Annotated in this window: 19 protein-coding genes and 1 other annotated feature; of the genes, 5 read left to right on the plus strand and 14 right to left on the minus strand. The window is 39.5% G+C overall.

All coding sequences use genetic code 11. The annotated features are described in order from the left end of the window. Positions 1-73: 73 nt before the first annotated feature. The 3 genes from V7083_RS02540 to V7083_RS02550 are packed head-to-tail and all read left to right on the plus strand — an operon-like array spanning position 74 to position 1861. Entirely contained in the window at positions 74-511 is a 438-nt protein-coding gene (locus tag V7083_RS02540; RefSeq protein ID WP_335475041.1) for a prepilin-type N-terminal cleavage/methylation domain-containing protein, read from the plus strand. Between the two features lie 3 nt (positions 512-514). Further along, positions 515-967 (plus strand): prepilin-type N-terminal cleavage/methylation domain-containing protein, encoded by a 453-nt coding sequence (locus V7083_RS02545; protein WP_335475043.1) that lies wholly within the window; start codon positions 515-517, stop codon positions 965-967. A gap of 12 nt (positions 968-979) precedes the next feature. After that, a complete protein-coding gene (locus V7083_RS02550) occupies positions 980-1861 on the plus strand; it encodes a hypothetical protein (protein ID WP_335475045.1) in 882 nt (293 codons plus the stop codon). 47 nt (positions 1862-1908) lie between these two features. Here V7083_RS02550 and V7083_RS02555 read toward each other — a convergent pair whose 3' ends face one another. From V7083_RS02555 to V7083_RS02565, 3 genes are all read right to left on the minus strand, one after another. Further along, the gene (locus tag V7083_RS02555; RefSeq protein ID WP_335475047.1) at positions 1909-3621 is read right to left on the minus strand and encodes a sensor domain-containing diguanylate cyclase; all 1713 of its coding nucleotides are present in this window, start codon (positions 3619-3621) and stop codon (positions 1909-1911) included. A gap of 70 nt (positions 3622-3691) precedes the next feature. Beyond that, positions 3692-5011 carry a bifunctional folylpolyglutamate synthase/dihydrofolate synthase gene (locus V7083_RS02560; RefSeq protein WP_335475049.1) on the minus strand — a complete coding sequence of 440 codons (1320 nt, stop codon included), beginning with the start codon at positions 5009-5011 and terminating at the stop codon, positions 3692-3694. A 68-nt stretch (positions 5012-5079) separates the two neighbouring features. Beyond that, positions 5080-7722 carry a valine--tRNA ligase gene (locus V7083_RS02565; RefSeq protein ID WP_335475051.1) on the minus strand — a complete coding sequence of 881 codons (2643 nt, stop codon included), beginning with the start codon at positions 7720-7722 and terminating at the stop codon, positions 5080-5082. Between the two features lie 56 nt (positions 7723-7778). Continuing rightward, positions 7779-8012, minus strand: a binding site (T-box leader). A gap of 164 nt (positions 8013-8176) precedes the next feature. Here V7083_RS02565 and V7083_RS02570 point away from each other — a divergent pair. Then, complete coding sequence (locus V7083_RS02570) at positions 8177-8365, plus strand: hypothetical protein (protein ID WP_335475053.1); 189 nt, start codon at positions 8177-8179, stop codon at positions 8363-8365. 20 nt (positions 8366-8385) lie between these two features. Here V7083_RS02570 and ysxE read toward each other — a convergent pair whose 3' ends face one another. From ysxE to hemA, 8 genes are all read right to left on the minus strand, one after another. Further along, positions 8386-9435: a spore coat protein YsxE gene (gene ysxE / locus V7083_RS02575; protein ID WP_335475055.1), complete on the minus strand. Its 1050-nt coding sequence runs from the start codon at positions 9433-9435 to the stop codon at positions 8386-8388. Between the two features lie 68 nt (positions 9436-9503). Continuing rightward, a complete protein-coding gene (spoVID, locus tag V7083_RS02580; protein ID WP_335475057.1) occupies positions 9504-10634 on the minus strand; it encodes a stage VI sporulation protein D in 1131 nt (376 codons plus the stop codon). Positions 10635-10777: 143 nt separating this feature from the next. Then, on the minus strand, positions 10778-12067 hold the full coding sequence (gene hemL / locus V7083_RS02585; RefSeq protein WP_335475059.1) for a glutamate-1-semialdehyde 2,1-aminomutase: 1290 nt from the start codon (positions 12065-12067) through the stop codon (positions 10778-10780). A 25-nt stretch (positions 12068-12092) separates the two neighbouring features. Continuing rightward, positions 12093-13073 (minus strand): porphobilinogen synthase, encoded by a 981-nt coding sequence (hemB, locus tag V7083_RS02590; protein WP_335475061.1) that lies wholly within the window; start codon positions 13071-13073, stop codon positions 12093-12095. A 16-nt stretch (positions 13074-13089) separates the two neighbouring features. Further along, positions 13090-13869 carry a uroporphyrinogen-III synthase gene (locus V7083_RS02595; RefSeq protein ID WP_335475063.1) on the minus strand — a complete coding sequence of 260 codons (780 nt, stop codon included), beginning with the start codon at positions 13867-13869 and terminating at the stop codon, positions 13090-13092. Next, positions 13863-14801, minus strand: a complete 939-nt coding sequence (hemC, locus tag V7083_RS02600; protein WP_335475065.1) for a hydroxymethylbilane synthase — start codon at positions 14799-14801, stop codon at positions 13863-13865. Before hemC ends, V7083_RS02595 begins: the two co-directional genes overlap by 7 nt. A 14-nt stretch (positions 14802-14815) precedes the next feature. After that, positions 14816-15649, minus strand: a complete 834-nt coding sequence (locus V7083_RS02605) for a cytochrome C assembly family protein (protein ID WP_335475066.1) — start codon at positions 15647-15649, stop codon at positions 14816-14818. 11 nt (positions 15650-15660) lie between these two features. Further along, positions 15661-17004 carry a glutamyl-tRNA reductase gene (gene hemA, locus V7083_RS02610; protein WP_335475068.1) on the minus strand — a complete coding sequence of 448 codons (1344 nt, stop codon included), beginning with the start codon at positions 17002-17004 and terminating at the stop codon, positions 15661-15663. 252 nt (positions 17005-17256) lie between these two features. On the opposite strand from hemA, the gene V7083_RS02615 reads away from it, so the two are divergent. Continuing rightward, complete coding sequence (locus V7083_RS02615) at positions 17257-17745, plus strand: LiaI-LiaF-like domain-containing protein (RefSeq protein ID WP_335475070.1); 489 nt, start codon at positions 17257-17259, stop codon at positions 17743-17745. A 38-nt stretch (positions 17746-17783) separates the two neighbouring features. Here V7083_RS02615 and yihA read toward each other — a convergent pair whose 3' ends face one another. The 3 genes from yihA to lonB all read right to left on the minus strand — a co-directional run bounded on the left by yihA (position 17784) and on the right by lonB (position 22570). Next, positions 17784-18365: a ribosome biogenesis GTP-binding protein YihA/YsxC gene (gene yihA, locus V7083_RS02620; RefSeq protein ID WP_335475072.1), complete on the minus strand. Its 582-nt coding sequence runs from the start codon at positions 18363-18365 to the stop codon at positions 17784-17786. Further along, the gene (lon, locus tag V7083_RS02625) at positions 18362-20689 is read right to left on the minus strand and encodes an endopeptidase La (protein WP_335475074.1); all 2328 of its coding nucleotides are present in this window, start codon (positions 20687-20689) and stop codon (positions 18362-18364) included. The genes yihA and lon overlap by 4 nt, the downstream gene beginning before the upstream one ends. Positions 20690-20902: 213 nt before the next feature. After that, positions 20903-22570 carry an ATP-dependent protease LonB gene (lonB, locus tag V7083_RS02630; RefSeq protein ID WP_335475076.1) on the minus strand — a complete coding sequence of 556 codons (1668 nt, stop codon included), beginning with the start codon at positions 22568-22570 and terminating at the stop codon, positions 20903-20905. Between the last annotated feature and the right edge of the window lie 115 nt (positions 22571-22685).

Consider the following 22685-nt stretch of genomic DNA (forward strand, 5'->3'; position numbering starts at 1 on the left):
TTAGACAAAATTTGCTTACTAAATATTGTATAATACTCTTAAGTATTTTAAAAGATTAAGGCGGAGAATTTTAATGAAGAAAAATTTCCATTGCCAAAAAGGACTAACTTTAATAGAAGTCCTGATTTCAATACTAATTTTAGCGATTATTCTATTATCCTTTATGGGATTTTTTACCCAGTCCGCATTATTTACCAAGAAAAATGAGCAAAAATTGGATACGCTACAAATTGCCCAAAAAATAGTCAACCTGGTTGAGGTCGACATTACCAAACAAGATTTACTAGCTAATGGGATTATTGATTCCAATGGTAATGTGTTAAATAGTCCTAAAACCATCGATGCTTCTACACTGAATCTTTTATTAGATGATACAATCGATCCCAATTATAAATACAGTGCCGTGGTTAGCAATAATAGTTCACAAAATCTAATCATGTTTAAAATTATTGTTCAAGACCCAAGTAACTTAAATAATAAATCCGAAACCTACACTTATATTCGCAGGTGAGCCATGAAAAATCAAAAAGGATTAACATTGGTTGAATTACTAGCGGCAATTACCATTCTTCTTCTAATTTCATCCGTCATTTATGGAGTTTTGATTAATTCCAATAAAAACTATAAGAGTCTTACTGAAAAAATAAATTTGAATCAAGAGGCAAACTTATTATTAACTACCATAAGAAATTATCATCAAAAACAAAGTTTGCATTCATTTGATAGTAATAATAATGAAATTTATAAACTTAAATACGATCCTACAACGAAAAAAGCATATATAGGAACTTCATCAGCCACTATTCCTTTACAAAAAGATAATGTGTTTATAATTATTAAAATTGATGATATTGAAATTTCTGGAGAACAAACCATCTATCCTGATGACCCGTTGTATATTTATATAAAACTATATAATCAACAAGGACAATCATATGAAATAGAAACCGTCATTAAACAATATTAGGGGGTGTGTCTATTGAAAAGAGAAAAAGGATATGCACTTGTTCTTGTTTTAATTATTATTTCAATCGTAATGATAGTTGGACTTTCATTAGGCGGTATCGGCTTAACGAATAGGGCGCAATTGAACAAAACTGACTCACGAAATAAAGCAACAGATTTAGCAGAAATGGGCGTAACCTATTATCAGCCGATAGTAAGTAGTTATGTTAGTTCGGCAAAAATCACAGCACAAAATTATGTAAATTATTATGGAACTTATTATAATACCTATGATGGCTATTTTTATAACAGCCTTTATTCCAAGCTTAACACAGCAAATGCTCCTGTTGAGGTAGATACAAGCAATAATAAATATCAAGTTACCTTTAAATCATTAGACAAATCAGTTGCGAATAAAATGATTGTTAATTTTGAAAGCACAGGCACTGCAGGTACAGAAACTGCAACCGTTAAAGGTTTTTTTACCATTGAAAAAATATCAGGTGCATCTAAAGCAGGGCAGTTGAATCCTGCTATTTCAACTTATTCATATAATGAAAAAAACTCAAGGTATCTAAGTCCTCCATCAAAGTTATCATCTTACAATTCGTCCACCTATTTCAGCAGTCTCATTCAAATTCAAGGCAATCATACGCTTACTGTTAATGGACAGGCATTTTTCACGTCTTTAATATTGGCAGGTTCTGCAAAACTGAATATAAAAGGTGATGCTATTTTTGCAAAAGATATTGTCATTCAAGATTCCGCAGTTAAAATTTGTATAACAGGAAAAACGTATAAATTAGATGCAAACAATAAATTGGTAGATTATCCAATAACTAAAAATACTTGTGCTGCCCCCTCTGCAACGGAGTGGCAATTTGATACAAATTCTGGTACTAAAGTGAGCTACTAAAAAAGATGCCGTTTCCCGGGAAACGACATCCTTTTTTTATTTATTTATTAACACGTCGAATACTCCGCCACCCGATTTCTCCCGGCCCGCTTAGCGCCAACATAAAGAGCACGGTCTGCATGACGAATCAGTGCTTGAGCGTCTTCTGCATCATCTGGAGCAGTTGCGACGCCAATTGACGCGGTAATTTTGATTTGCTGTTGTTGATGGTCAATTGATTGGGTGAGAGTAAAAGGCCAGTTAGCAATGGCTTGTCTGATATGTTCGGCCATTTGATATGAATCTTCTCTTGAACAGTCCGGCAACAAGACAACGAATTCCTCCCCGCCATAACGGGCAACCGTTCCCCGGCCGCCAACCAGTTTACTAATCCGATTGGCTACCTCACAAAGGATCTCATTTCCGCTCTGGTGTCCGTATGTATCATTAATATTTTTAAAGTGATCGAGGTCAATGACAATTAGTGACAGTATTTGGTTTTCGTTTTGTCCAAGTTTTTCAAACTCCCGTAACAACAATGATTGGAAATAACGGAAATTATATAACTTTGTCAATGCACAACGTTCGCTTTGACTTTTGGTCAACTCGTAATGCCTGGCATTTTCCATAGCGACAGCAAAGTAAGAGCACAAAATATCCAGGATGGTCAGTTGGAACTTTTCAAAAGCACGCTTTCGTCTCGATGCCAATAATAATACACCCGTAACATCTCTATTCTTGACAATAGGAACACTTAGGATACTTTGGACGTCATCCGGCATCAATTCATTGGTAAGTCCACGCCATTCCATTTTTCCATGGTATAGTGTAGCATCCCCGCTGGCCCATGTTCTGCCAATAATTCCTTCATTTTTTCTAATAGAAAGTATTCTATTCGATAACACTTCTCCGGACTCCAGCCGTCTAATCAATTTAAGCTGATGATCTTCTTCTTCAAAAATATAGGCGTAATCCACCGGGAGCATTTCCGTCAGCTTTTGCATAAATAATTCTGAAACTGCTTTAACTTGCAGCCTTCCTGCTAACTGATGACCGATTTCCGCCGCCTTTTGCAAGTACTCATTAATTTGTTGACTGGAATAATACAGATTGAAAATGATGGAAAGGGAGATAAATGGAATACCGACAAAAAGCAATGCCCATAGTCCTATTTGGTTATATAAAATATATAAAATGAAGCCTATTGGGAAAGTAATCAGAGTTGTAACCGTCTCGACAATAAAATCCTTGCCAAAATAAGGCTCTTTACTGTTGTAAACAAAATATAGGTTGAACCATATGATCAGCTGATTTAAAACATAGGTTAAAAAGGCATAAAGGATGGCGAGCCAGAATGAACGGATATCAGTCTCCATATTTGGAGCAAGATTCCCACCCAGCCAATAATAAACCAATCCACTGACAAAAGACACGATAAAGAACATCGTAAAATTCAGCGGGTATCGAAATAATTGATCCTTCTGAACCCTTAACCTTAATAACAACACAATGACAGCAACTTGTGAAAAAATGATCTCTACAAAAAGTCCATAACTCAAGAACGCTGAGAGTGTAGCCCATTGCATTAAAAATATTGGTGTATTGTTTATGATCATTGGCATTGAGGCCACGATTGCATAAAGAATCAAGAATGCTGCCATATCCAGCCAGTGACCTGCAATATGAGGAGGGTAGTGTTTATATGTGTACCATAGTCCGATTGGCACTAACAGGATCCAGACTAAAAAAAGAATTCGCTTTTTTTCTGCAGTAACCCCCATACTTCTCCCCTCCCCTATTATTTTTGAATAAATAGCGATAAAAATATTTTATCAAAAAATAAAAAAATTGTCATAAAGAAATCTTTCTATTTTTTAAACATTTCGACAAAAACGGTTTCACTTCGGAAATAAAATACAACGATCCAGTAATGACAAGCACATCATTTGGTTTTATATTTGGTATTTCATCTGTTAAGTACTCCTGCCAGTCATCAACCGCTAATTTTAGAGATGATTTACTATACTCCAACAATTGTTCTGCATTAGCCGCCCGAGGAAAATCAAAGCTGACAAAAGTAATTTGATTGGAAATCATGTCCAGTTGTGAGATCATTTGATCCAGCTTTTTATCTTTTAAGGCAGCAAATACAATATGGATGTTCCTACCTGTGTAACGGCTTGAAATCTCTTGAACCAATGTGGCAATCCCTTCATCGTTATGGGCTCCATCCATGATAATAAGAGGCTTGTCCGAAATAATTTCAAATCGTCCGGGCCAGTAGGCATTTTTTAACCCATCTCTTATATTTTGCTCAGTAAGGTTGAACCCTTTTTCTCCTAAAAATTGCGCTGCATTAACGGCAAGTACTGCATTTTCCGTCTGGTGTTTCCCTAACATGGAAATTTCAGCGTTCTCAATACTATTATTCACTGTTTGAACAGTAAACTTCTCACCTTTTGCAAGAGAGGTGTGGTCTGTTATAAAAAATTCTGAACCAATCCGATAAATAGGGGCACCCACTTTTTCTGCCTGTTCAGTTATAACTTTTAATGCACCGGGATGTTGAACGGCCGTAAAAATCGGTGTACTAGCCTTAATAATCCCTGCTTTTTCAAAAGCAATTTCCTCATAGGTATTGCCAAGAATATTCGTGTGATCGAGACCAATATTAGTAATGATGGAAGCTAGCGGCTTTACAATATTAGTCGAGTCAAAACGTCCACCAAGACCTACCTCAAAGATCACAATATCTACTGAACGCATTCTGGCAAAATAATAAAACGCCATCGCTGTGATGACCTCAAATTCAGTTGGACCTCCAAGTTCAGTCGTTTCTAATTCATCTGCTAATGGCAGAATGATATTGGTTAATTTCAATATTTCTTGATCACTTATTGGTTGTCCATTTACGCTGATTCGTTCATTAAATTGCTCAATATAAGGAGAAGTAAACGTTCCAACAGTATAGTTTCCCGCTTGTAAAATATTACGGAGGAAAGTAACCGTTGACCCTTTTCCATTCGTCCCACCAATGTGAACTGCCTTGAGTTGTGTTTCCGGGGAGCCAAGCCGCTCCATCATCCACTCCATTCGTTTTAACCCTGGTTTAATTCCCAGTCTCAGTCTTCCATGAATCCAGTCGAGGGCTTCCTTATAGGTAGTAAACATCTCTGACACCTCTTTTTAAGTAATAAAAGGCGAGATGAATCCAATACAGGATTCATCCCACCTCATCATTAACCTTTTAATTCCTTTAGACGTGACCAAACAATATCTCGTTTTTCCATGTAGTCTTTTTGTTTACCGCGTTCTTCTGCAATTACATTTTCAGGAGCTTTTTTCATAAAGCCTTCATTGCTTAATTTCTTTTGAACGCGTTCAACCTCTTTATTTAGTTTATCATATTCTTTTTCAAGCCGAGCAATTTCTTCATCAACATTGATTAATCCTTCAAGCGGAAGGATGATTTCAACGCCTGTTATAACAGCCGTCATTGCTTTTTCAGGAATTTCTAAATCAATACCCATTTGCAGCTCTTCCGGATTACAGAATCGCTCGATATAGGCACGGTTCTTTTCAATAGTATGAAGTGTATTAGTATCTTTAGCTTTTACAAGCATTTTAATTTTCTTGCTTAGTGGCGTATTTACCTCTGCCCGTATATTACGTACAGAGCGAATCATTTCCACTAATAGCTTCATTTCTTGTGCCGCGGCTTCATCCGTAAACTCTGGATTCACTTCTGGCCAGTTAACTGATGTAATCGACTCCCCAGAATGAGGCAGGTTTTGCCAAATTTCTTCCGTGATAAATGGCATAAACGGATGTAATAGGCGCATGGTTTGATCTAAGACATAGGCTAAAATGGAACGAGTCGTTTGCTTTGCCGCTTCGTCCTCGCCATACAATGGCAGTTTCGCCATTTCAATATACCAATCACAGAAGTCATCCCAAATGAAATTGTAGAGAGCACGCCCTACTTCACCAAATTCATAGCGCTCAGACAACTTAGTAACATGGTCAATCGTTTCATTTAATCGTGTTAATATCCATTTGTCAGCAACGGATTTTTCTCCGCTGAAATCAATTTCCTCGAAAGTCAAACCATTCATATTCATTAACGCAAAACGGGAGGCGTTCCAAATCTTATTGGCAAAATTCCAAGTTGCTTCCACTTTTTCAGTGCTATAGCGCAAGTCCTGACCTGGTGAAGTTCCCGTTGATAAGAAGTAACGCAGTGCATCAGCGCCATATTGATCGATCACTTCCATTGGGTCTACCCCATTACCAAGCGATTTACTCATTTTCCGTCCTTGCTCATCACGAACTAGTCCGTGTATCAAAACATCTTTAAATGGACGATCTCCGGTAAATTCGATGCTTTGGAAAATCATTCTGGAAACCCAGAAGAAGATAATATCATAACCTGTTACTAGCACACCGGTAGGGAAGTATCGCTTGAAATCAGCTGCTTCTCTATCCGGCCAGCCCATTGTAGAGAATGGCCATAATGCAGAACTAAACCATGTATCTAATACGTCCTTATCCTGCTCCCAATTCTCTGCATCCTCTGGTGCCTCATGGCCAACGAATACCTCACCGGTTTCTTTGTGATACCATGCTGGAATTCTATGTCCCCACCATAGCTGTCTGGAAATACACCAGTCACGGATATTTTCCATCCAATGTAAATAGGTTTTTTCAAATCGTTCTGGAACGAAGTTTACTTTGTTTTCTTTATTTTGAAGGGCAATCGCTTCTTCAGCTAGCGGCTGCATTTTAACAAACCACTGAGTTGAAAGGTATGGTTCAACTACAGCACCGCTTCGTTCAGAATGTCCTACAGAATGAAGGTGGTCTTCAATTTTAAAGAGAACTCCTTGTTCTTGTAGATCTTTTACAATTTGCTTCCGGCACTCGAATCGATCAAGACCTTTGTATATGCCAGCTTTTTCATTCATTGTACCGTCTTCGTTCATCACTAGTACACGTTCAAGATTATGGCGATTACCTAATTCAAAGTCGTTCGGGTCATGTGCCGGTGTAATTTTAACGGCACCAGAGCCGAATTCCATGTCGACATAATCATCTCCGACAATCGGAATTTCCCGGCCGACGATAGGTAAGATCACTGTCTTACCAATTAAGTGCTTATAGCGTTCGTCTTCAGGATGAACCGCAACCGCAGTATCACCAAGCATCGTTTCTGGACGTGTGGTAGCTACTTCGATGGAACCGGATCCGTCAGCTAACGGATATTTCATGTGGTAGAATGCACCCTGAACATCTTTATAAATAACCTCAATATCAGATAAGGCTGTCTTTGTGGATGGATCCCAGTTAATAATGTATTCTCCGCGGTAAATCAAGCCTTTATTATATAGAGTGACAAATACTTCACGGACTGCTTTCGATAAGCCTTCATCCAGTGTGAACCGCTCACGGGAATAATCCAGACCTAAGCCCAATTTTGACCATTGCTGGCGAATATGAGCCGCATATTCTTCCTTCCACTTCCATGTTTCTTCCACGAATTTTTCCCGGCCGAGGTCGTAACGGCTTTTACCTTCATTGCGGAGCTTTTCCTCCACCTTTGCCTGAGTGGCAATCCCGGCGTGGTCCATGCCTGGCAGCCAAAGGACATCATAACCCTGCATACGCTTCATTCGTGTAATAATATCTTGTAGTGTAGTATCCCATGCATGACCTAAATGCAGTTTTCCGGTTACGTTTGGCGGCGGGATGACAATTGTGTACGGCTTTTTGCTTTCATCATCCTTTGCTTCAAAAAACTTTCCTTGTAACCACCAATCATATCGGCCTTTTTCAATACTTTGTGGGTCATATTTTGTCGGCATTGTTAATTCTTTTGTTTCCACTTTATATTCCTCCTTTACTTCATTACGGCAGTAAAAATAAAAAACCCCATTCGTCATAAAAGGACGAATGGAGTTGCTTCGCGGTACCACCTTTTTTCCAATCAGAAGGTCTGATTGGCACTTAAACGAATAACGGATTTGATCCGTCTTCAACTACTAAGATTTTCATCTTTTCGCAGAAGATGCTCTTGGGCGACCTTCCGAGGTTCCACTTAGGAAATCTTCCAGCTAATGATTTCCCTCTCTTGAAGCAGGCTGACCGTCGTACTCTTCCCTGTCTTAGCATGAATTAATTAAATTATATTGTTATACTACCCAAAAAAGGTGCTTGACGTCAATCATGATAACCAATTTTTTTGTTATTTATACGATATGAAATTTTTTAGAGTGGAGTTCACACATTTTTTTGAATATACATAAGATAGACGTAAAATGGGAAAGGGGAGGTTATAGGGTGAGGAATTTCCAAAAGTTTAAACACCGTCCCTGGTTTAGAACATTTCGGAGGTTTTGCGGACAGCTGATTATTCCGTTTATGATTTTTCAATTAATACGGACGCTGTTTCTACCGACCGTTTTTGATGTTTTGTTATTATTATTCTTTTTTGTTATTGCCATCACTGTTTATTTCGAAATTATTTAGGAGCCCATTAAGCAGCTGTATTAAGACTGCTGGGCTCCTTCTTTTGTTTGTTGGGCTGCCTGTTGCTGTGCAGCCTCAATTTCTGTCATCCGCATCACAACAAACTCGGTATTCTTTAAGTGCCAATAGCGGCTTTGAAGTTGACGAATAAATTTTAGCTCATTTTTTGGATTCTTCTTTCGAAAGTATTTTTCCGCCACCTGGATTATCGGGATGGGATAAGATAGATAACTGAAGAATAACTGCTTTTCATCTGATTTAAACGGGAAGTATTTATAGTAGTGATAGACCCAATCCACCACATCATTATTCCTTTTTGGATTAGTGTTGAGTGACCGTGAAACATAGGGGAGCAAATCGTGAATGGGTGAACCATAACGGGCGTTTTCAAAATTAATGAAAAAGCCATAGCCCCTGTCATCATAGAGGAAGTGATCCGAGGACAACTTTCCGTGAACCACAACCATTCGGGCTTTTTCATTTTCTTTTGTACTTTCATACCATTCTTCGAACTTGGCTTTTGAAAACCGCAGTGCCTGGCTGATCTCGTTGTAATAAAGGCAATATAACAATTCGAAAGGCGACATATACGTTTTACGTTCACAAACATCTATAAACCCGTCTAGGAATTCTTGATTTTTATCTAATTGCTGAATGGTCTTTTCATAATGCTCCAATCTCTCTTCTTTATTTACTGTAATTTCTTTGGCAGACAAGGTATGAAGCCTTGCTAGCTCACGAAAAAGCTGTTGTTTTTTGTAATCATGATTTTCCCGTTGATCATCAGTCATCCACGGCATCAAGTAATACAAGCTTTGATCATGCAATACAGCATATCGACCATCCATAGTTGGATAAATAGGAACGATGCGATTGTAGCCCTTTTGGTATAAATAATGAACGTGCCGAATAAAATCAGTCCCGATCATCGGATCAATTTTTTTCAAGGCAAACGTTCCTTTGGTGGAATAAATCTTCTGGATGGTGCCAAAATCCTCGATAAAATGGGGTTCAATTTGGTATTGCTCCAAAATAGGCTTAACCGCTTCAAACCGGTTGGAGTCGCTCATATTTTTCAACTTCCTTCCAAAAAAGAAGCTGAGCAGGTTATGATAACCCGCTCATCTTTTTCAAAAAGTTATTTTTTGGCTAGTGCCGCCGGAATGTATAGGACCTGGCCCTCAAAGACGTCTTGATTATAGTCAAGTTGATTAGCTCTGAGTAAATTTTGTACGGATACATCAAATCGATCAGCAATCGTTTCAACCGTATCTCCTTTTTGGACGATGCAAACCTTTAGTTTTGCTTGTGCAGCTCCTTCATCTTTACGGGCAAAAAACTCTGTCAGTGTCATACTTTTCTTTTTGATAAACTTTTTCTTAACTTTATCCAGAATTTCTTCGGAAGAAGAAGACGATGAAGAGCTCTCTTCAGTCTCACCAACCTCTACCTCTACCTCGACCTTAACCATTTCCGCAGGCTCTTTCTCCACTACCATTCCTTCTTCTACTTTAAGCTCCACCTCGACAGGTTTATTCCCTTCATTCCTTCCCTGTTCCTGATTCCATTGGGATTGCATAGCCTCCGGAGAATATGGCTGAAATTGCCATGGGTTTCGATACGGTTGAATAGGTTCTTGCTGCTGAGGTTGATAATTGAAGTTCGGGAATTTCGGAAATACCTCTTGGCTTTCTTCTTCCTGCTGTTTTCTTGCTTCGGCCTCAAACAACAGATCATTAGCGACAGGTTGAACAGATGGCTGTTCATTAGAAACTTCCTCTGCTTCGTTGCCTACCCGGTGAAGAACCTCGTATTCCTGCTCTGGCACCTCTTGTTTCTCGGCCTCATATAAGCCGCTAATGGTTAACTCTGCCGAAAGTTTCAGACAGCTCCGTTCCGGGATGGAATAATCAAAGGAATCCACCAGAACATCGATATCATAAACGCTTTGGATCCGATTATTAGGAATGGTGATATCCACCGGGAAGCGATGAGAAAATTCGCAAACTCCCTCTTCCCTCTCTGCTACCCTCTCAACAAATTTCTGTGAGGCCACAACCTCAGATTCGGTTTCATCCGTTTCCTGGCAATTTTTATATTCGCCGGTAAGCTCCAGCGAACCACGTATGGTCACGTACTGTTCATTTTCCTGGATGGTAATATCGGGGTCTAAAGAAATGGAAACAAGCTCTTCGACTTCCTGTCCTTTTCTAAACCACAATGATTCCTCCACGGAAAACCTAAGGTACGATTGATTCTCCTGGGACAAAGCGACTCCTCCTTTCGTTTCCTTTGCGCAAAATCACTATGTCATTTAAACTTTATGAAAAAGTTTTTTTAAATATGATAAAAATGCAGGTTTAGGCACAAATAAAAAGACGCCCCCTTATTCATAAGAGAACGTCCTTAACATTATTTTTTAAGTTTTGAAAAAGCAACCTCAGCAGCTTTAATTGTTTTTTCAATATCTTCATCAGAGTGTTCAGTTGACAGGAATAATCCTTCAAACTGGGAAGGAGGCAAGAAAATGCCTTGTTCCGCCATTACACGATAGTATTCAGCAAAGAATTCTAAATTAGATGATTTTGCTTTTTCATAATTGGTAACAACTTCACTTGTAAAGAAGAAGCCAATCATAGATCCGGCACGGTTAAAGCTGATTGGAACATCATATTTTTCTGCAGCAGCTTTAATGCCTTTTTCAAGCAAGTCGCCTTTACGGATAAATTCTTGATAATGCTCTGGAGTCAGTTGACTTAAGGTTTCAAATCCTGCGGTCATGGCCAATGGGTTACCAGACAATGTACCTGCCTGATAGATTGGGCCACTTGGTGCAATCCGTTCCATAATTTCCGCTTTACCGCCATATGCACCTACCGGTAAACCTCCTCCAATTACTTTTCCAAGAGTAGTTAGGTCAGGTGTAATATTAAAATAGCCTTGTGCGCAATGATAACCGACACGGAACCCCGTCATGACTTCATCAAAAATGAGCAGTGCCCCGTATTGAGTCGTAATTTCACGCAGTCCTTCCAAGAAACCAGGTATTGGTGGAACTAACCCCATATTTCCAGCAACAGGCTCCACGATGATACAGGCGATATCGTACCCATATTTTTCAAACGCCACTTTAACGCCTTCAAGATCATTGTAAGGCACTGTAATAGTGTTTTTCGCAATGCCTTCAGGTACACCTGGGCTGTCAGGCAATCCTAGCGTAGCGACCCCAGAGCCGGCTTTAATTAGCAACGAATCACCATGGCCGTGGTAACAGCCTTCAAACTTTAAAATCTTATTGCGGCCTGTATAACCCCTAGCAAGACGTAATGCACTCATCGTGGCTTCCGTACCAGAAGACACCATGCGAATCACTTCAATGGACGGTACGCGTTCGATTACAAGCTTGGCTAATTCATTTTCCATTAATGTTGGTGCACCAAAACTTGTACCAAGCTCCGCTACCTTCTTGATCCCTTCAACAACACGGTCATTAGAGTGGCCAAGGATTAGAGGTCCCCATGATAAAACGTAATCAATATATTCATTGCCATCAATATCATAGATTTTAGAGCCTTTTCCTTTTTCCATAAAAATCGGATCCATGTTCACTGATTTAAACGCACGGACCGGGCTGTTTACACCGCCAGGCATTAACTTTTTTGCTTCTTTAAAAGCTTCAACTGATTTAGTATAGGAACGCATCTACTTCCCTCATTTCCAATAATGATTATTCGTCTTCTTTTAACCAGCGGGCAGCATCTTTGGCATGGTAGGTGATAATGAGGTCAGCTCCTGCACGTTTAAAGCCTACTAACGCTTCAAGTACCGTCTTTTTCTCATCCACCCAGCCATTTAATGCTGCTGCTTTAATCATCGAATATTCACCGCTCACGTTATACGCAACGACTGGCAAATTAAAGTTATTTTTCACATCACGAATGATATCCAAATACGGTAAACCCGGCTTAACGATTAAGAAGTCTGCGCCTTCTATAACATCTGATTCTGCTTCTCTAAAGGCTTCAATGCGGTTGGCTGGATCCATTTGATAGGTTTTGCGATCCCCGAATTGCGGTGCCCCCTCAGCCGCTTCACGGAATGGGCCATAGAACGAGGAAGCATATTTGACAGCATAGGACATAATCGGGATTTCCGTAAATCCTGCTTCGTCTAGACCTGCTCGAATGGCTGCTACGAATCCGTCCATCATATTGGAAGGAGCAATAATATCTGCACCAGCTTTTGCTTGGCTAATTGCTGATTTCACCAGCAGATCAAGAGATTCGTCGTTTAGAATTTTGTCACCTTCCACCATGCCACAATGACCATGGCTTGTGTATTCGCATAGACAAGTATCGGCCACAACGAGGATTTCAGGGAATTTTTCCTTTATAAAACGAGTTGCAACCTGAACAATTCCATGATCATGGAAAGCCTGAGTACCGCATTCATCCTTTTCAGCTGGAATTCCAAATAATAATACTGATTTAATTCCGTGAGCAACCACATCTTCCATTTCAGCTTGAAGATTGTCCATGGACACTTGGAATACTCCTGGCATGGATGATACTTCTTTTCTGATATTCTCACCTTCAATGATAAACAATGGATAGATGAAGTCTTCAACTCTTAAATGGTTCTCTCTTACTAGTGCACGCATATTGGCACTTGAACGTAAACGACGGTGACGTGAAAATTGCAAATCCATTCTCTTTACCCCCAAATTATTTTTGTGTATGTTCCAAATAAGCAATCGTGCTTTTTATCATTCCCTCGACGGTGTATTCCTTAGGTGAGGCATGTACAGGGAGATTGTACTCAAGTAATTTCTTCTCGGAAACTGGCCCGATACAACTGATGATACACTTTTTAAGGTGCTCTGATAAATGAAATTCCTTCACTACATTCATTAAGTGATCGACAGTAGACGGACTAGTAAACATTAAGATATTTAATTGATCAGCCGCCAGCATCTTTGCCAACCTAGCACGATTTTCATCGGGCATATAGGTTTCGTAAATCACAACCTCTTCTACTTCCGCACCGGCTTGAAGCAGCGCGTTTGAAATGTATTCACGGGCAAGATTCCCTTTAGGAATCAACACTCTCGCACCTTTATGAATGGTTGGCAGGAAGTCGTCAACAAACACCTCTGCTACATAGGCAGATGGGACAAAATCTACTTGAAGCCCTTTGTCAACCAGAACCTGCTTCGTCTTCTTACCAATCACAGCGATCTTCGGTAACAGGCGTTTATCAGCTTTAAAAAACGAGAAAAATGTCTCAACGGTTGTGTTGCTAGTGAAAATGATCCAGTCATATGTATCAATAGCCTCCAAGATCTCTTGAAGGCGTTTGTTGGATTGAATCGGTCTAAAAGCGATTAACGGGATTTCAACGGGAGTCCCTCCGTACCTTTCAATCAGCTCAGAAAAAGATTTAGCTTGATTTTCCCCTCTGGGAACTAGCACTTTTTTTTCAAGCAAAGGCAATGATTTTAGCATTTCCCCTCAAGCTCTCGCACAACTTTTTCAATCAGGGCTTTTGCTCCTTTTTCGATTAAAAGGTCGGCGGCTTGATTGCCAAGCTCTTCGGGATGATGCCCTCTTAATTCCTCTTTAAAAATTTCTTTTCCTTCAGGTGATGCTACTAGTACATTTAGGACGATTTCATCATTTTCTTCCACATAGGCAAAACCAGCGATCGGAACTTGGCAGCCACCCTCCATTTTTTGCAGGAAGGCTCGCTCTGCTCGTACAGCTCTTTCCGTTTTCTTGCAGGTGAATTTTTCAAACAAGTCTAGTAGCTCTTTATCATCTGCACGACACTCAATTGATAATGCCCCTTGGCCAACTGCAGGGATACATGTATCCGTATCCAAGAATTCAGTGACTACCTCTGATGCCCAACCAAGACGGGAAAGTCCTGCAGCTGCTAAAATAATCGCATCATATTCTTCCGTTTCAAGCTTGGCTAAACGAGTATCCACGTTGCCGCGTATCCATTTAATTTCAAGATCAGGGCGTTTCGCTAATAACTGGGCACTGCGGCGCAGACTGCTTGTCCCGATAATGGCACCCGGCTTTAACTCATTTAACTTAACATGGTCACGTGAAATTAGGGCATCACGGTGATCTTCGCGGAAAGGAATACAACCTATTGTCAGCCCCTCAGGTAAAACAGCTGGCATATCCTTCATGCTATGAACAGCCATATCAATCTCTTTATTCAGCATCGCCTGTTCAATTTCTTTTACAAATAATCCTTTTCCGCCAACTTTAGAAAGTGTGACATCCAGGATTTTATCACCTTTTGTCACGATTTCCTTCACTTCAAACTCGAAGGAAGGGTCTAATTTCTTAAGTTGATCAATCACCCAGTTTGTCTGTGTCAATGCCAGTTTGCTACGTCTTGAACCTACGATAATTTTTCGCATGATTGCCTCCTATGTTATGAATACCACAAATGAAAAGATGACAAACGTCCAAATAAAAAGAAATTGATTAATACAATTAAAAATGATGCAGCGTTCCAGATAGCCAATTTCTTACCTGATACATTTCTTACAATTCTTAAATATAAAAGCGTACTATACGCTGCTAACAATAAAAAGGAACCAATAATTTTCATGTCATACCACGGCATTCCCGGGAGTTTAAGGAAGGCCCATTGCAGTCCTAATATCAAACTCAAAAGCAGCATCGGGATACCGATTACGGCCATTATGTAAGATAGTCTTTCAAGCTGTTCCAAATCCGCCAGCCTTATTAATCTAGTTCCCCATTTCTTTCTTTTCAATAAATCATATTGAAGCAAATACAGAACAGAGAAGCCAAACGAAAGAGAAAAAGCCCCATATGAAAGAATGGCCATTGTTATATGGATCAACAGCAATTCAGACACAAGTCGATTAGCCATGATATAGGAATGATACTGCATAGGAGCAAAGGTATGAATCGCCATGACTGTAAAGCCAAGGATATTTGTGAAAAAAACGATGAAATCTACTCGTAAAAAATGATTTATTCCAATTGATAATGTTACTAAAACCCAAGCATAAAAATAGAGTCCCTCAAAAATAGTAAGAACAGGGAACCTGCCTGTTTTGCTCATGAAGATAATCAAAAAAGCAGTCTGCAAAATCCATACAAATGCAAGTAACCAGAAGGCAATTCGGTTTGCCTTCCGGTTATGGTGAATGAAGTCGAAAAAATATAACAACACACTGAAGGCATAAAGAACAACTGTCAGCTCATGAAGCCTTGTCATAAAGACATTGAACATAGCACTTCTCCTTATGACTGGAAAGAAGCCTGTGGTTTATGAACCGGTATTTTATTGGTTTCGGCTGCTTTCAATTGTTGTTCTTGGACTAGCTCTTCAATATTAAATATCTTCACAAAGAGATCCATCGCTTGTTCTGCATCAGGTCTTGCAGCCATTTCTTTAGCCTGTAAAATCGGATCCTTTAGAAGTTGGTTGATAATACTCTTTGTGTGTTTATTTAGTACTTTAACATCCCGCTCTGTCAGATTAGGCAGCTTCCGTTCCAAGCTAACCATTGTTTCAGCTTGAATAGCCAGTGCTTTTTCTCTTAAAGCAGAAATAACAGGAATGACACCGAGCATGCCAAGCCATTGTTTAAAGTCGACGATTTCTTTCTCAATCATGAGCATGATTTTTTCAGCAGCTTTTTTACGTTCCTGCAGATTTGCTTCTACTATTCCTTCTAAATCATCTATGTCATACAAAAATACATTTTCAAGCTCCGCAATTTTCGGATCCAAGTCACGTGGAACTGCAATATCAACCATGAATAACGGTTTCCCTCTGCGCATTTTTTCCACTTTTGCAATCATTTCTTTGGAAATCACGAAATCCTTAGCACCTGTAGAACTAATGAGAATATCCGCTTCTACAAGAGCTTGTTGTAGTTCATCGATTGTTCTGGCATCTCCATTAAACCGGCCAGCAAGAACTTTCGCTTTATCATAAGTACGGTTAATGACCGTTACTTGTTTTACACCATTGCCATGCAGGTTTTGTACAGCTAATTCACCCATTTTCCCTGCACCGAAAATTAACACGTGTTTATTGGCTAAAGAACCAAAAATCTTCTTTGCCAATTCAACAGCAGCATAGCTGACTGAGACGGCATTTGCACCAATTTCCGTTTCAGAATGTGCACGCTTTGCCAAGGTGATGGCTTGTTTAAATAGATGGTTAAACACAGACCCGGTCGTTTCATGTTCTTGAGCCAACATAAAGCTAGTTCGAACCTGTCCAAGAATTTGCGTTTCTCCAAGGACCATTGAATTGAGGCCGCAAGTAACATTAAATAGATGTTCAACCGCTCCATCCTCTTCGTATATAAATAAAAACGGTGAAAATTCGGATTGCTCCAAACCAAACCATTCTGAAAGAAATTCTTTAATATAGTACCGCCCTGTATGCAGTTGATCCACAACAACATAAATTTCCGTACGATTGCAAGTAGACAGGATGATATTTTCAAGAATGCTTTTCTTGTTGCTTAAAGTTTTAATGGCATCCTCTAAGTCGGTTTCATTAAATGTCAACCGCTCACGGATTTCCACAGGGGCAGTTCTATAGTTAAGACCGATCACTAAAATATGCATGTTATCCGGACACCCCCAAATTAACATAACAGCAGTATTAACTAGTTTGATTATATCATGAACAATTTCGACAAATACTGGAAAATGTGAACATAAAACGAAACTATGTGTTAATATATTTAGCGTAAATGCCTATTAAATAAAGGACAAAACGCCTATTGCTGTATAATTTATAATAATAGTTCTTCCTAATGTACAGTATCAAAAAAAACGACAAGATTCAAGTAAACCTTACTGGAAGTGGTGTAAGTCATGAAAAATCAACGAATGTTCCCTGGAGTCATCCTAATCGGATTTGGTGTCTATTATTTACTTCAACAAGCAGGCATCACATTATTTCAATCCTTTTTTACCTGGTCAACCTTATTAATCATTATCGGTTTCGCATTTTTATGTCAGGGATTTGTGGCTAATGATCATGAAGCTATCCTTCCTGGAGTAATTATGACTGGGTTTGGACTGCATGATCAATTAGTCAATCATGTTTCATTTTGGCCGCAAAATACGATAGGAATGCTAATGCTGCTCCTTTCCATCGGATTCTTTTTGCGCTATCAAAAAACTAGTAACGGTTTATCTCAAGCGTTCCTCTTCCTGACTATAGCAGTGTTCCTACTCTTTTATGACACAATTGCAAGATACCTTGGACAATTACAAAATGGTATGAACATCGTATGGAAATTTTGGCCCGCTCTGTTAATAGTAGTTGGTCTATATTTTCTCTTAAAAAGAAAAAAATAAACGCTTGGCATCTTTATTTTGCCAAGCGTTTATCCTTATTATATATAACTCTCTATTACGGACCAAGCCTTATCTTTTCCCTCACCAGTCTCCGATGAAAAAACAATGATTTGGTCATTTGGATCAAGATCCAGTGTTTCTTTCGTCACTTTTAAATGCTTTTGCCATTTCCCTTTAGGAATCTTATCCGCTTTTGTTGCAATAACAATGCAGGGAATTTCATAATGCTTTAAAAAGTCATACATCATCACATCATCTTCGGTAGGCGGATGGCGTAAATCAACGATTAACACACATGATTTCAATTGTTCACGGGTCGTAAAATAGGTTTCAATCATTTTTCCCCATGCTGCCCGCTCCGTCTTGGAAACTTTGGCATACCCATAACCAGGAACATCAACGAAAAATAATTCCTCATTAATCAGAAAAAAGTTCAAGGTTTGTGTCTTGCCAGGCTTAGAGGAAATCCGTGCTAAGCCTTTTCGATTCAACATCTTATTGATAAATGAGGATTTTCCTACATTTGAACGGCCGGCAAGTGCAAACTCCGGCAGATTTGAATCGGGATATTGTTCCGGCTTTACAGCACTAATAATAATCTCGGAACTGATAACCTTCATCGTGATCCCCCTTCTAAAAGAGCATGCTTCAATACCTCATCCACATGCGAAACGGGAACAAACTCAAGTTCATTTCGTACACTTTCAGGTATATCATCAATATCTTTTTCATTATCTTTTGGTAAAATAACTTTTGTTAATCCTGCACGATGAGCGCTCAGGGATTTTTCCTTCAATCCACCAATCGGAAGGACACGGCCGCGTAACGTGATTTCACCCGTCATTCCTACCTCTCTGCGAATCGCTTTTCCTGTTAACGCTGAAACAAGTGCGGTTGCAATTGTAATCCCAGCAGAAGGTCCATCTTTTGGAACAGCTCCTTCTGGTACATGAATATGAATATCATATTTTTCATGGAAATCTGTTTCTATACCAAGCTCTTCTGCTTTGGAGCGAACATAACTAAAGGCCGCCTGTGCTGATTCCTTCATGACATCGCCCAATTTTCCTGTTAAAACCAACTTACCTTTCCCAGGAGCCAGGGAAACTTCGATTTGCAGAGTATCGCCACCAACTGTTGTATACGCGAGTCCTGTAGCTACACCAACCTGATCTTCCGTTTCAGCCTGACCATATCGGAACCGTGGCTTACCTAAAAATTCTTCCACGTTTTTATCTGTCACCACTACCCGCTTCTTTTCACCCGAAACAATAATTTTCGCTGTTTTTCGGCAAAGCGTAGCCATTTGTATTTCAAGACTGCGGACCCCTGCTTCACGTGTATAATAACGAACTGTTTTTAAAATCGCATCATCCCGGACTTGAAGAGTACTCTTGGATAGACCGTTTTCCTTAATTTGTTTCGGCAGCAAATGATCCCTTGTGATATGAACCTTTTCCATTTCCGTATAACCGGCTATAGAAATAACTTCCATTCGGTCTAACAACGGTCCTGGGATGGTAGCCAGACTGTTAGCAGTAGCAATAAACATGACCTTCGATAAGTCATACGTTTCTTCAATGTAATGATCACTAAAATTATGATTTTGTTCAGGATCCAAAACCTCTAAAAGAGCGGAAGATGGGTCACCGCGAAAATCACTGGACATTTTATCAATTTCATCCAATAAGAATACCGGATTAATCGTTCCAGCCTTTTTCATTCCTTGAATAATACGACCAGGCATCGCTCCGACATAGGTTCTACGATGGCCTCGAATTTCAGATTCATCGCGAACGCCGCCTAGTGAAACACGGACAAAATGACGATTTAGCGAAGTCGCAATCGAACGGGCAAGACTAGTTTTCCCAACCCCTGGAGGACCGGCAAGGCAAAGGATCGGACCTTTAAGTGAATTGGTAAGCTTTTGTACAGCTAAATATTCCAGAACTCGTTCCTTTACTTTTTCAAGACCGTAATGATCCTGATTTAAGATCTTTTCAGCACGAAGAATGTCAATATCATCCTCTGTTTTCTTGGACCAAGGCAACGAAATTAACCATTCAATATAGTTGCGAATGACAGCACTTTCTGCAGAGCTTGATGGAACCTTTTCATAACGGTCAAGCTCTTTCATGGCTGCTTGATGAACATGCTCAGGCATGCCAGCTTCTTCCACTTTCTTGGTCAACTCAGCAATTTCTCCTGTTTTCCCTTCTTTGTCCCCTAATTCCTTTTGAATGGCTTTCATTTGCTCGCGTAGATAGTATTCCTTTTGGGTTCTTTCCATTGAACGTTTTACACGCTGCCCAATCTTCTTTTCAAGATTTAACACTTCTTTTTCATTATAAATGATATCGATAACACGGTTCATCCGCTGTTTAATATCAATCGTTTCAAGGATCTCCTGCTTATCCTTTAGCCTGATTGGTAAGTGGGAGGCTATCAAATCAGCCATTCTTCCCGGTTCCTCGATGTCTGACACAGTCGCAAAAGTTTCTGCTGAAATCTTTTTCGATAGCTTTATGTATTGTTCAAAATAGTCAAGCATAGTTCTCATTAATGCTTGATCTTCTACATCCTTCGATTCTTCATCCTCATATGTGATGATGTTGACGGAATAATAGTCCTCTTCCTCATGAAAAGTCTCAATTTCCGCCCTGTTTAATCCCTCAACTAACACCCTGATAGTCCCGTTAGGAAGCTTCAGCATTTGCTTCACCTTCGTTAGGGTCCCATATTTGTATAAATCATCCTCGGAAGGTTCGTCAATGGATACATCTTTTTGTGTGGTTAAAAAAATCAGATGGTCATCTACCATTGCTTTTTCGAGTGCCTGCACTGACATTTCCCGGCCTACATCTAAATGTAGGACCATTGTCGGATATACCAGTAATCCCCGAAGCGGCAGGAGGGGGACGATCAGTTCGTTCTTCTTCGCCAAAATACTGCACCTCCATCATAAAAACAATAATTTCAATCAATTTCAGTAAAAAGGTCCTTTGTACAAATTCTATCTTATTTATTTTTAAGTGTCTATTTTATCATTCCCAAACAATAAAAATTACTTCGTATTCGATATATTGGAAATCTTTTTAATTGCAAAAATGAAAAACTCCGGTTTGCCAGGTTTACAAACCGAAGTGGGTTTCGCAGATTAAATCGATTCTTTTTTCGATAATTCAATGGAAGCCGGTATAACATGATTGATGTTCAAGTTATTAACAAGAGCGAGATCAAAAACCTCATGTAAATGTGAAACCGGAACAATCCTGATCCCATCAATCTCATTTAAAATAGATTGCATGTTTTCCTCAGGAATAATCACGGTTTTGGCACCAGCCTTTTTGGCTGCTTTCACTTTTGGATAGACCCCGCCAATTGGTTTAACGTTTCCGTGAATACTTATTTCCCCAGTCATCGCGACGGTATTATCAATGGGAATCTTATAGATAGCTGAGTAAATTCCTGTTGCCATGGCGATTCCGGCAGATGGTCCGTCAATTGGCACCCCACCAGGGAAATTGACGTGAATATCATAATCATTTGCTGGTACACCCATTGATCGCAGAACAGTTATGACATTTTCAATAGATCCTTTGGCCATGCTTTTCCGGCGAATCGATTTACCTTGTCCGCCAATACTTTCTTCTTCAACAATTCCAGTAATATTTATCGTCCCTTTATCTTTTGCAGGGATGACCGTAACTTCGATTTCCAGTAAGGCACCTGAATTCGGACCGTAAACAGCTAATCCATTTACAAGACCGATTTTAGCTGCTTCATTAATCATTCGTTCCATTCTAGGTGACAACTGACTTGAATGAATGACCCATTCAATATCTTCATCCTTGATATAATTTCGATCCTCTGTAATAGCCAATCCAGCAGCAATTTGAATCATATTAACCGTTTCACGGCCGTTTCTTGCATATGTAGATAAGGTACTTACTCCTGAATCGTTTAATCTCATATTGACTTTGTCCGCCGCTTTTTTGGCAACTTCCACGATTTCCTCCTGGGTTAAATCACGAAAGAAAACCTCCATACAGCGTGACCGTATAGCAGGTGGAATTTCACTCGGCGTTCTTGTCGTTGCTCCAATCAGTCGAAAATCTGCTGGCAGGCCGTTTTTAAAAATATCATGAATATGAGATGGGATTTGGTTATTCTCTTCATGATAATAGGCACTTTCTAAAAACACCTTGCGATCCTCCAAAACCTTTAAAAGCTTATTCATTTGAATCGGATGCAATTCACCGATTTCATCAATAAATAGAACACCGCCATGGGCATTGGTTACCGCCCCCTGCTTCGGCTGGGGAATTCCTGCTTGTCCCATAGCACCCGCCCCCTGATAGATAGGATCATGAACCGAACCAATTAAGGGATCCGCGATACCTCTTTCATCAAAACGGGCTGTCGTTGCATCTAATTCAATAAAAACAGATTCTTTTTTAAAGGGAGATTTCGAATTCTTTTTCGCCTCTTCCAGAACTAATCTCGCAGCTGCCGTTTTACCAACTCCTGGTGGTCCGTAAATAATCACATGCTGTGGATTGGGTCCACATAAGGCTGCCTTTAACGATTTGATTCCATCCTCCTGACCTACAATATCGTTAAAACTTGTAGGACGAACTTTTTCAGATAATGGTTCTGTTAATGAGATCGACCTCATTTTGCGAAGCTGTTCCATTTCTTTACGAGATTCCCGATCAATCGATACCTTTTGTGTCCGTTGATTTTTAAGCAAATTCCAAAAATATAGACCAATGATAATCCCAAAGAATAACTGTATAAATAAAGCAATCCCCGTCCAACTCATTTTTTTCCCTCCTGCACCAAAATAACTATTAAGATATTAATAAGTATTTCCTGCGTGAAGGGAGAATAAACACAAAATGTTTGAAACTGCTATACCAGAGGTTACTTCTTTTCTA

The organism is Bacillus sp. JJ1764 (genome assembly GCF_036962145.1).
Taxonomy (GTDB): Bacteria; Bacillota; Bacilli; order Bacillales; family Cytobacillaceae; genus Neobacillus.

Coding starts and splice junctions, on each gene's coding strand:
- V7083_RS02540 (WP_335475041.1), top strand. CDS start 74: ATGAAGAAAAATTTCCATTGCCAAAAAGGACTAACTTTAATAGAAGTC.
- V7083_RS02545 (WP_335475043.1), top strand. CDS start 515: ATGAAAAATCAAAAAGGATTAACATTGGTTGAATTACTAGCGGCAATT.
- V7083_RS02555 (WP_335475047.1), bottom strand. CDS start 3,621: ATGGGGGTTACTGCAGAAAAAAAGCGAATTCTTTTTTTAGTCTGGATC.
- V7083_RS02560 (WP_335475049.1), bottom strand. CDS start 5,011: ATGTTTACTACCTATAAGGAAGCCCTCGACTGGATTCATGGAAGACTG.
- ysxE (WP_335475055.1), bottom strand. CDS start 9,435: ATGAGCGACTCCAACCGGTTTGAAGCGGTTAAGCCTATTTTGGAGCAA.
- hemL (WP_335475059.1), bottom strand. CDS start 12,067: ATGCGTTCCTATACTAAATCAGTTGAAGCTTTTAAAGAAGCAAAAAAG.
- hemB (WP_335475061.1), bottom strand. CDS start 13,073: ATGGATTTGCAATTTTCACGTCACCGTCGTTTACGTTCAAGTGCCAAT.
- V7083_RS02595 (WP_335475063.1), bottom strand. CDS start 13,869: ATGCTAAAATCATTGCCTTTGCTTGAAAAAAAAGTGCTAGTTCCCAGA.
- hemC (WP_335475065.1), bottom strand. CDS start 14,801: ATGCGAAAAATTATCGTAGGTTCAAGACGTAGCAAACTGGCATTGACA.
- V7083_RS02605 (WP_335475066.1), bottom strand. CDS start 15,649: ATGTTCAATGTCTTTATGACAAGGCTTCATGAGCTGACAGTTGTTCTT.
- hemA (WP_335475068.1), bottom strand. CDS start 17,004: ATGCATATTTTAGTGATCGGTCTTAACTATAGAACTGCCCCTGTGGAA.
- V7083_RS02615 (WP_335475070.1), top strand. CDS start 17,257: ATGAAAAATCAACGAATGTTCCCTGGAGTCATCCTAATCGGATTTGGT.
- yihA (WP_335475072.1), bottom strand. CDS start 18,365: ATGAAGGTTATCAGTTCCGAGATTATTATTAGTGCTGTAAAGCCGGAA.
- lonB (WP_335475076.1), bottom strand. CDS start 22,570: ATGAGTTGGACGGGGATTGCTTTATTTATACAGTTATTCTTTGGGATT.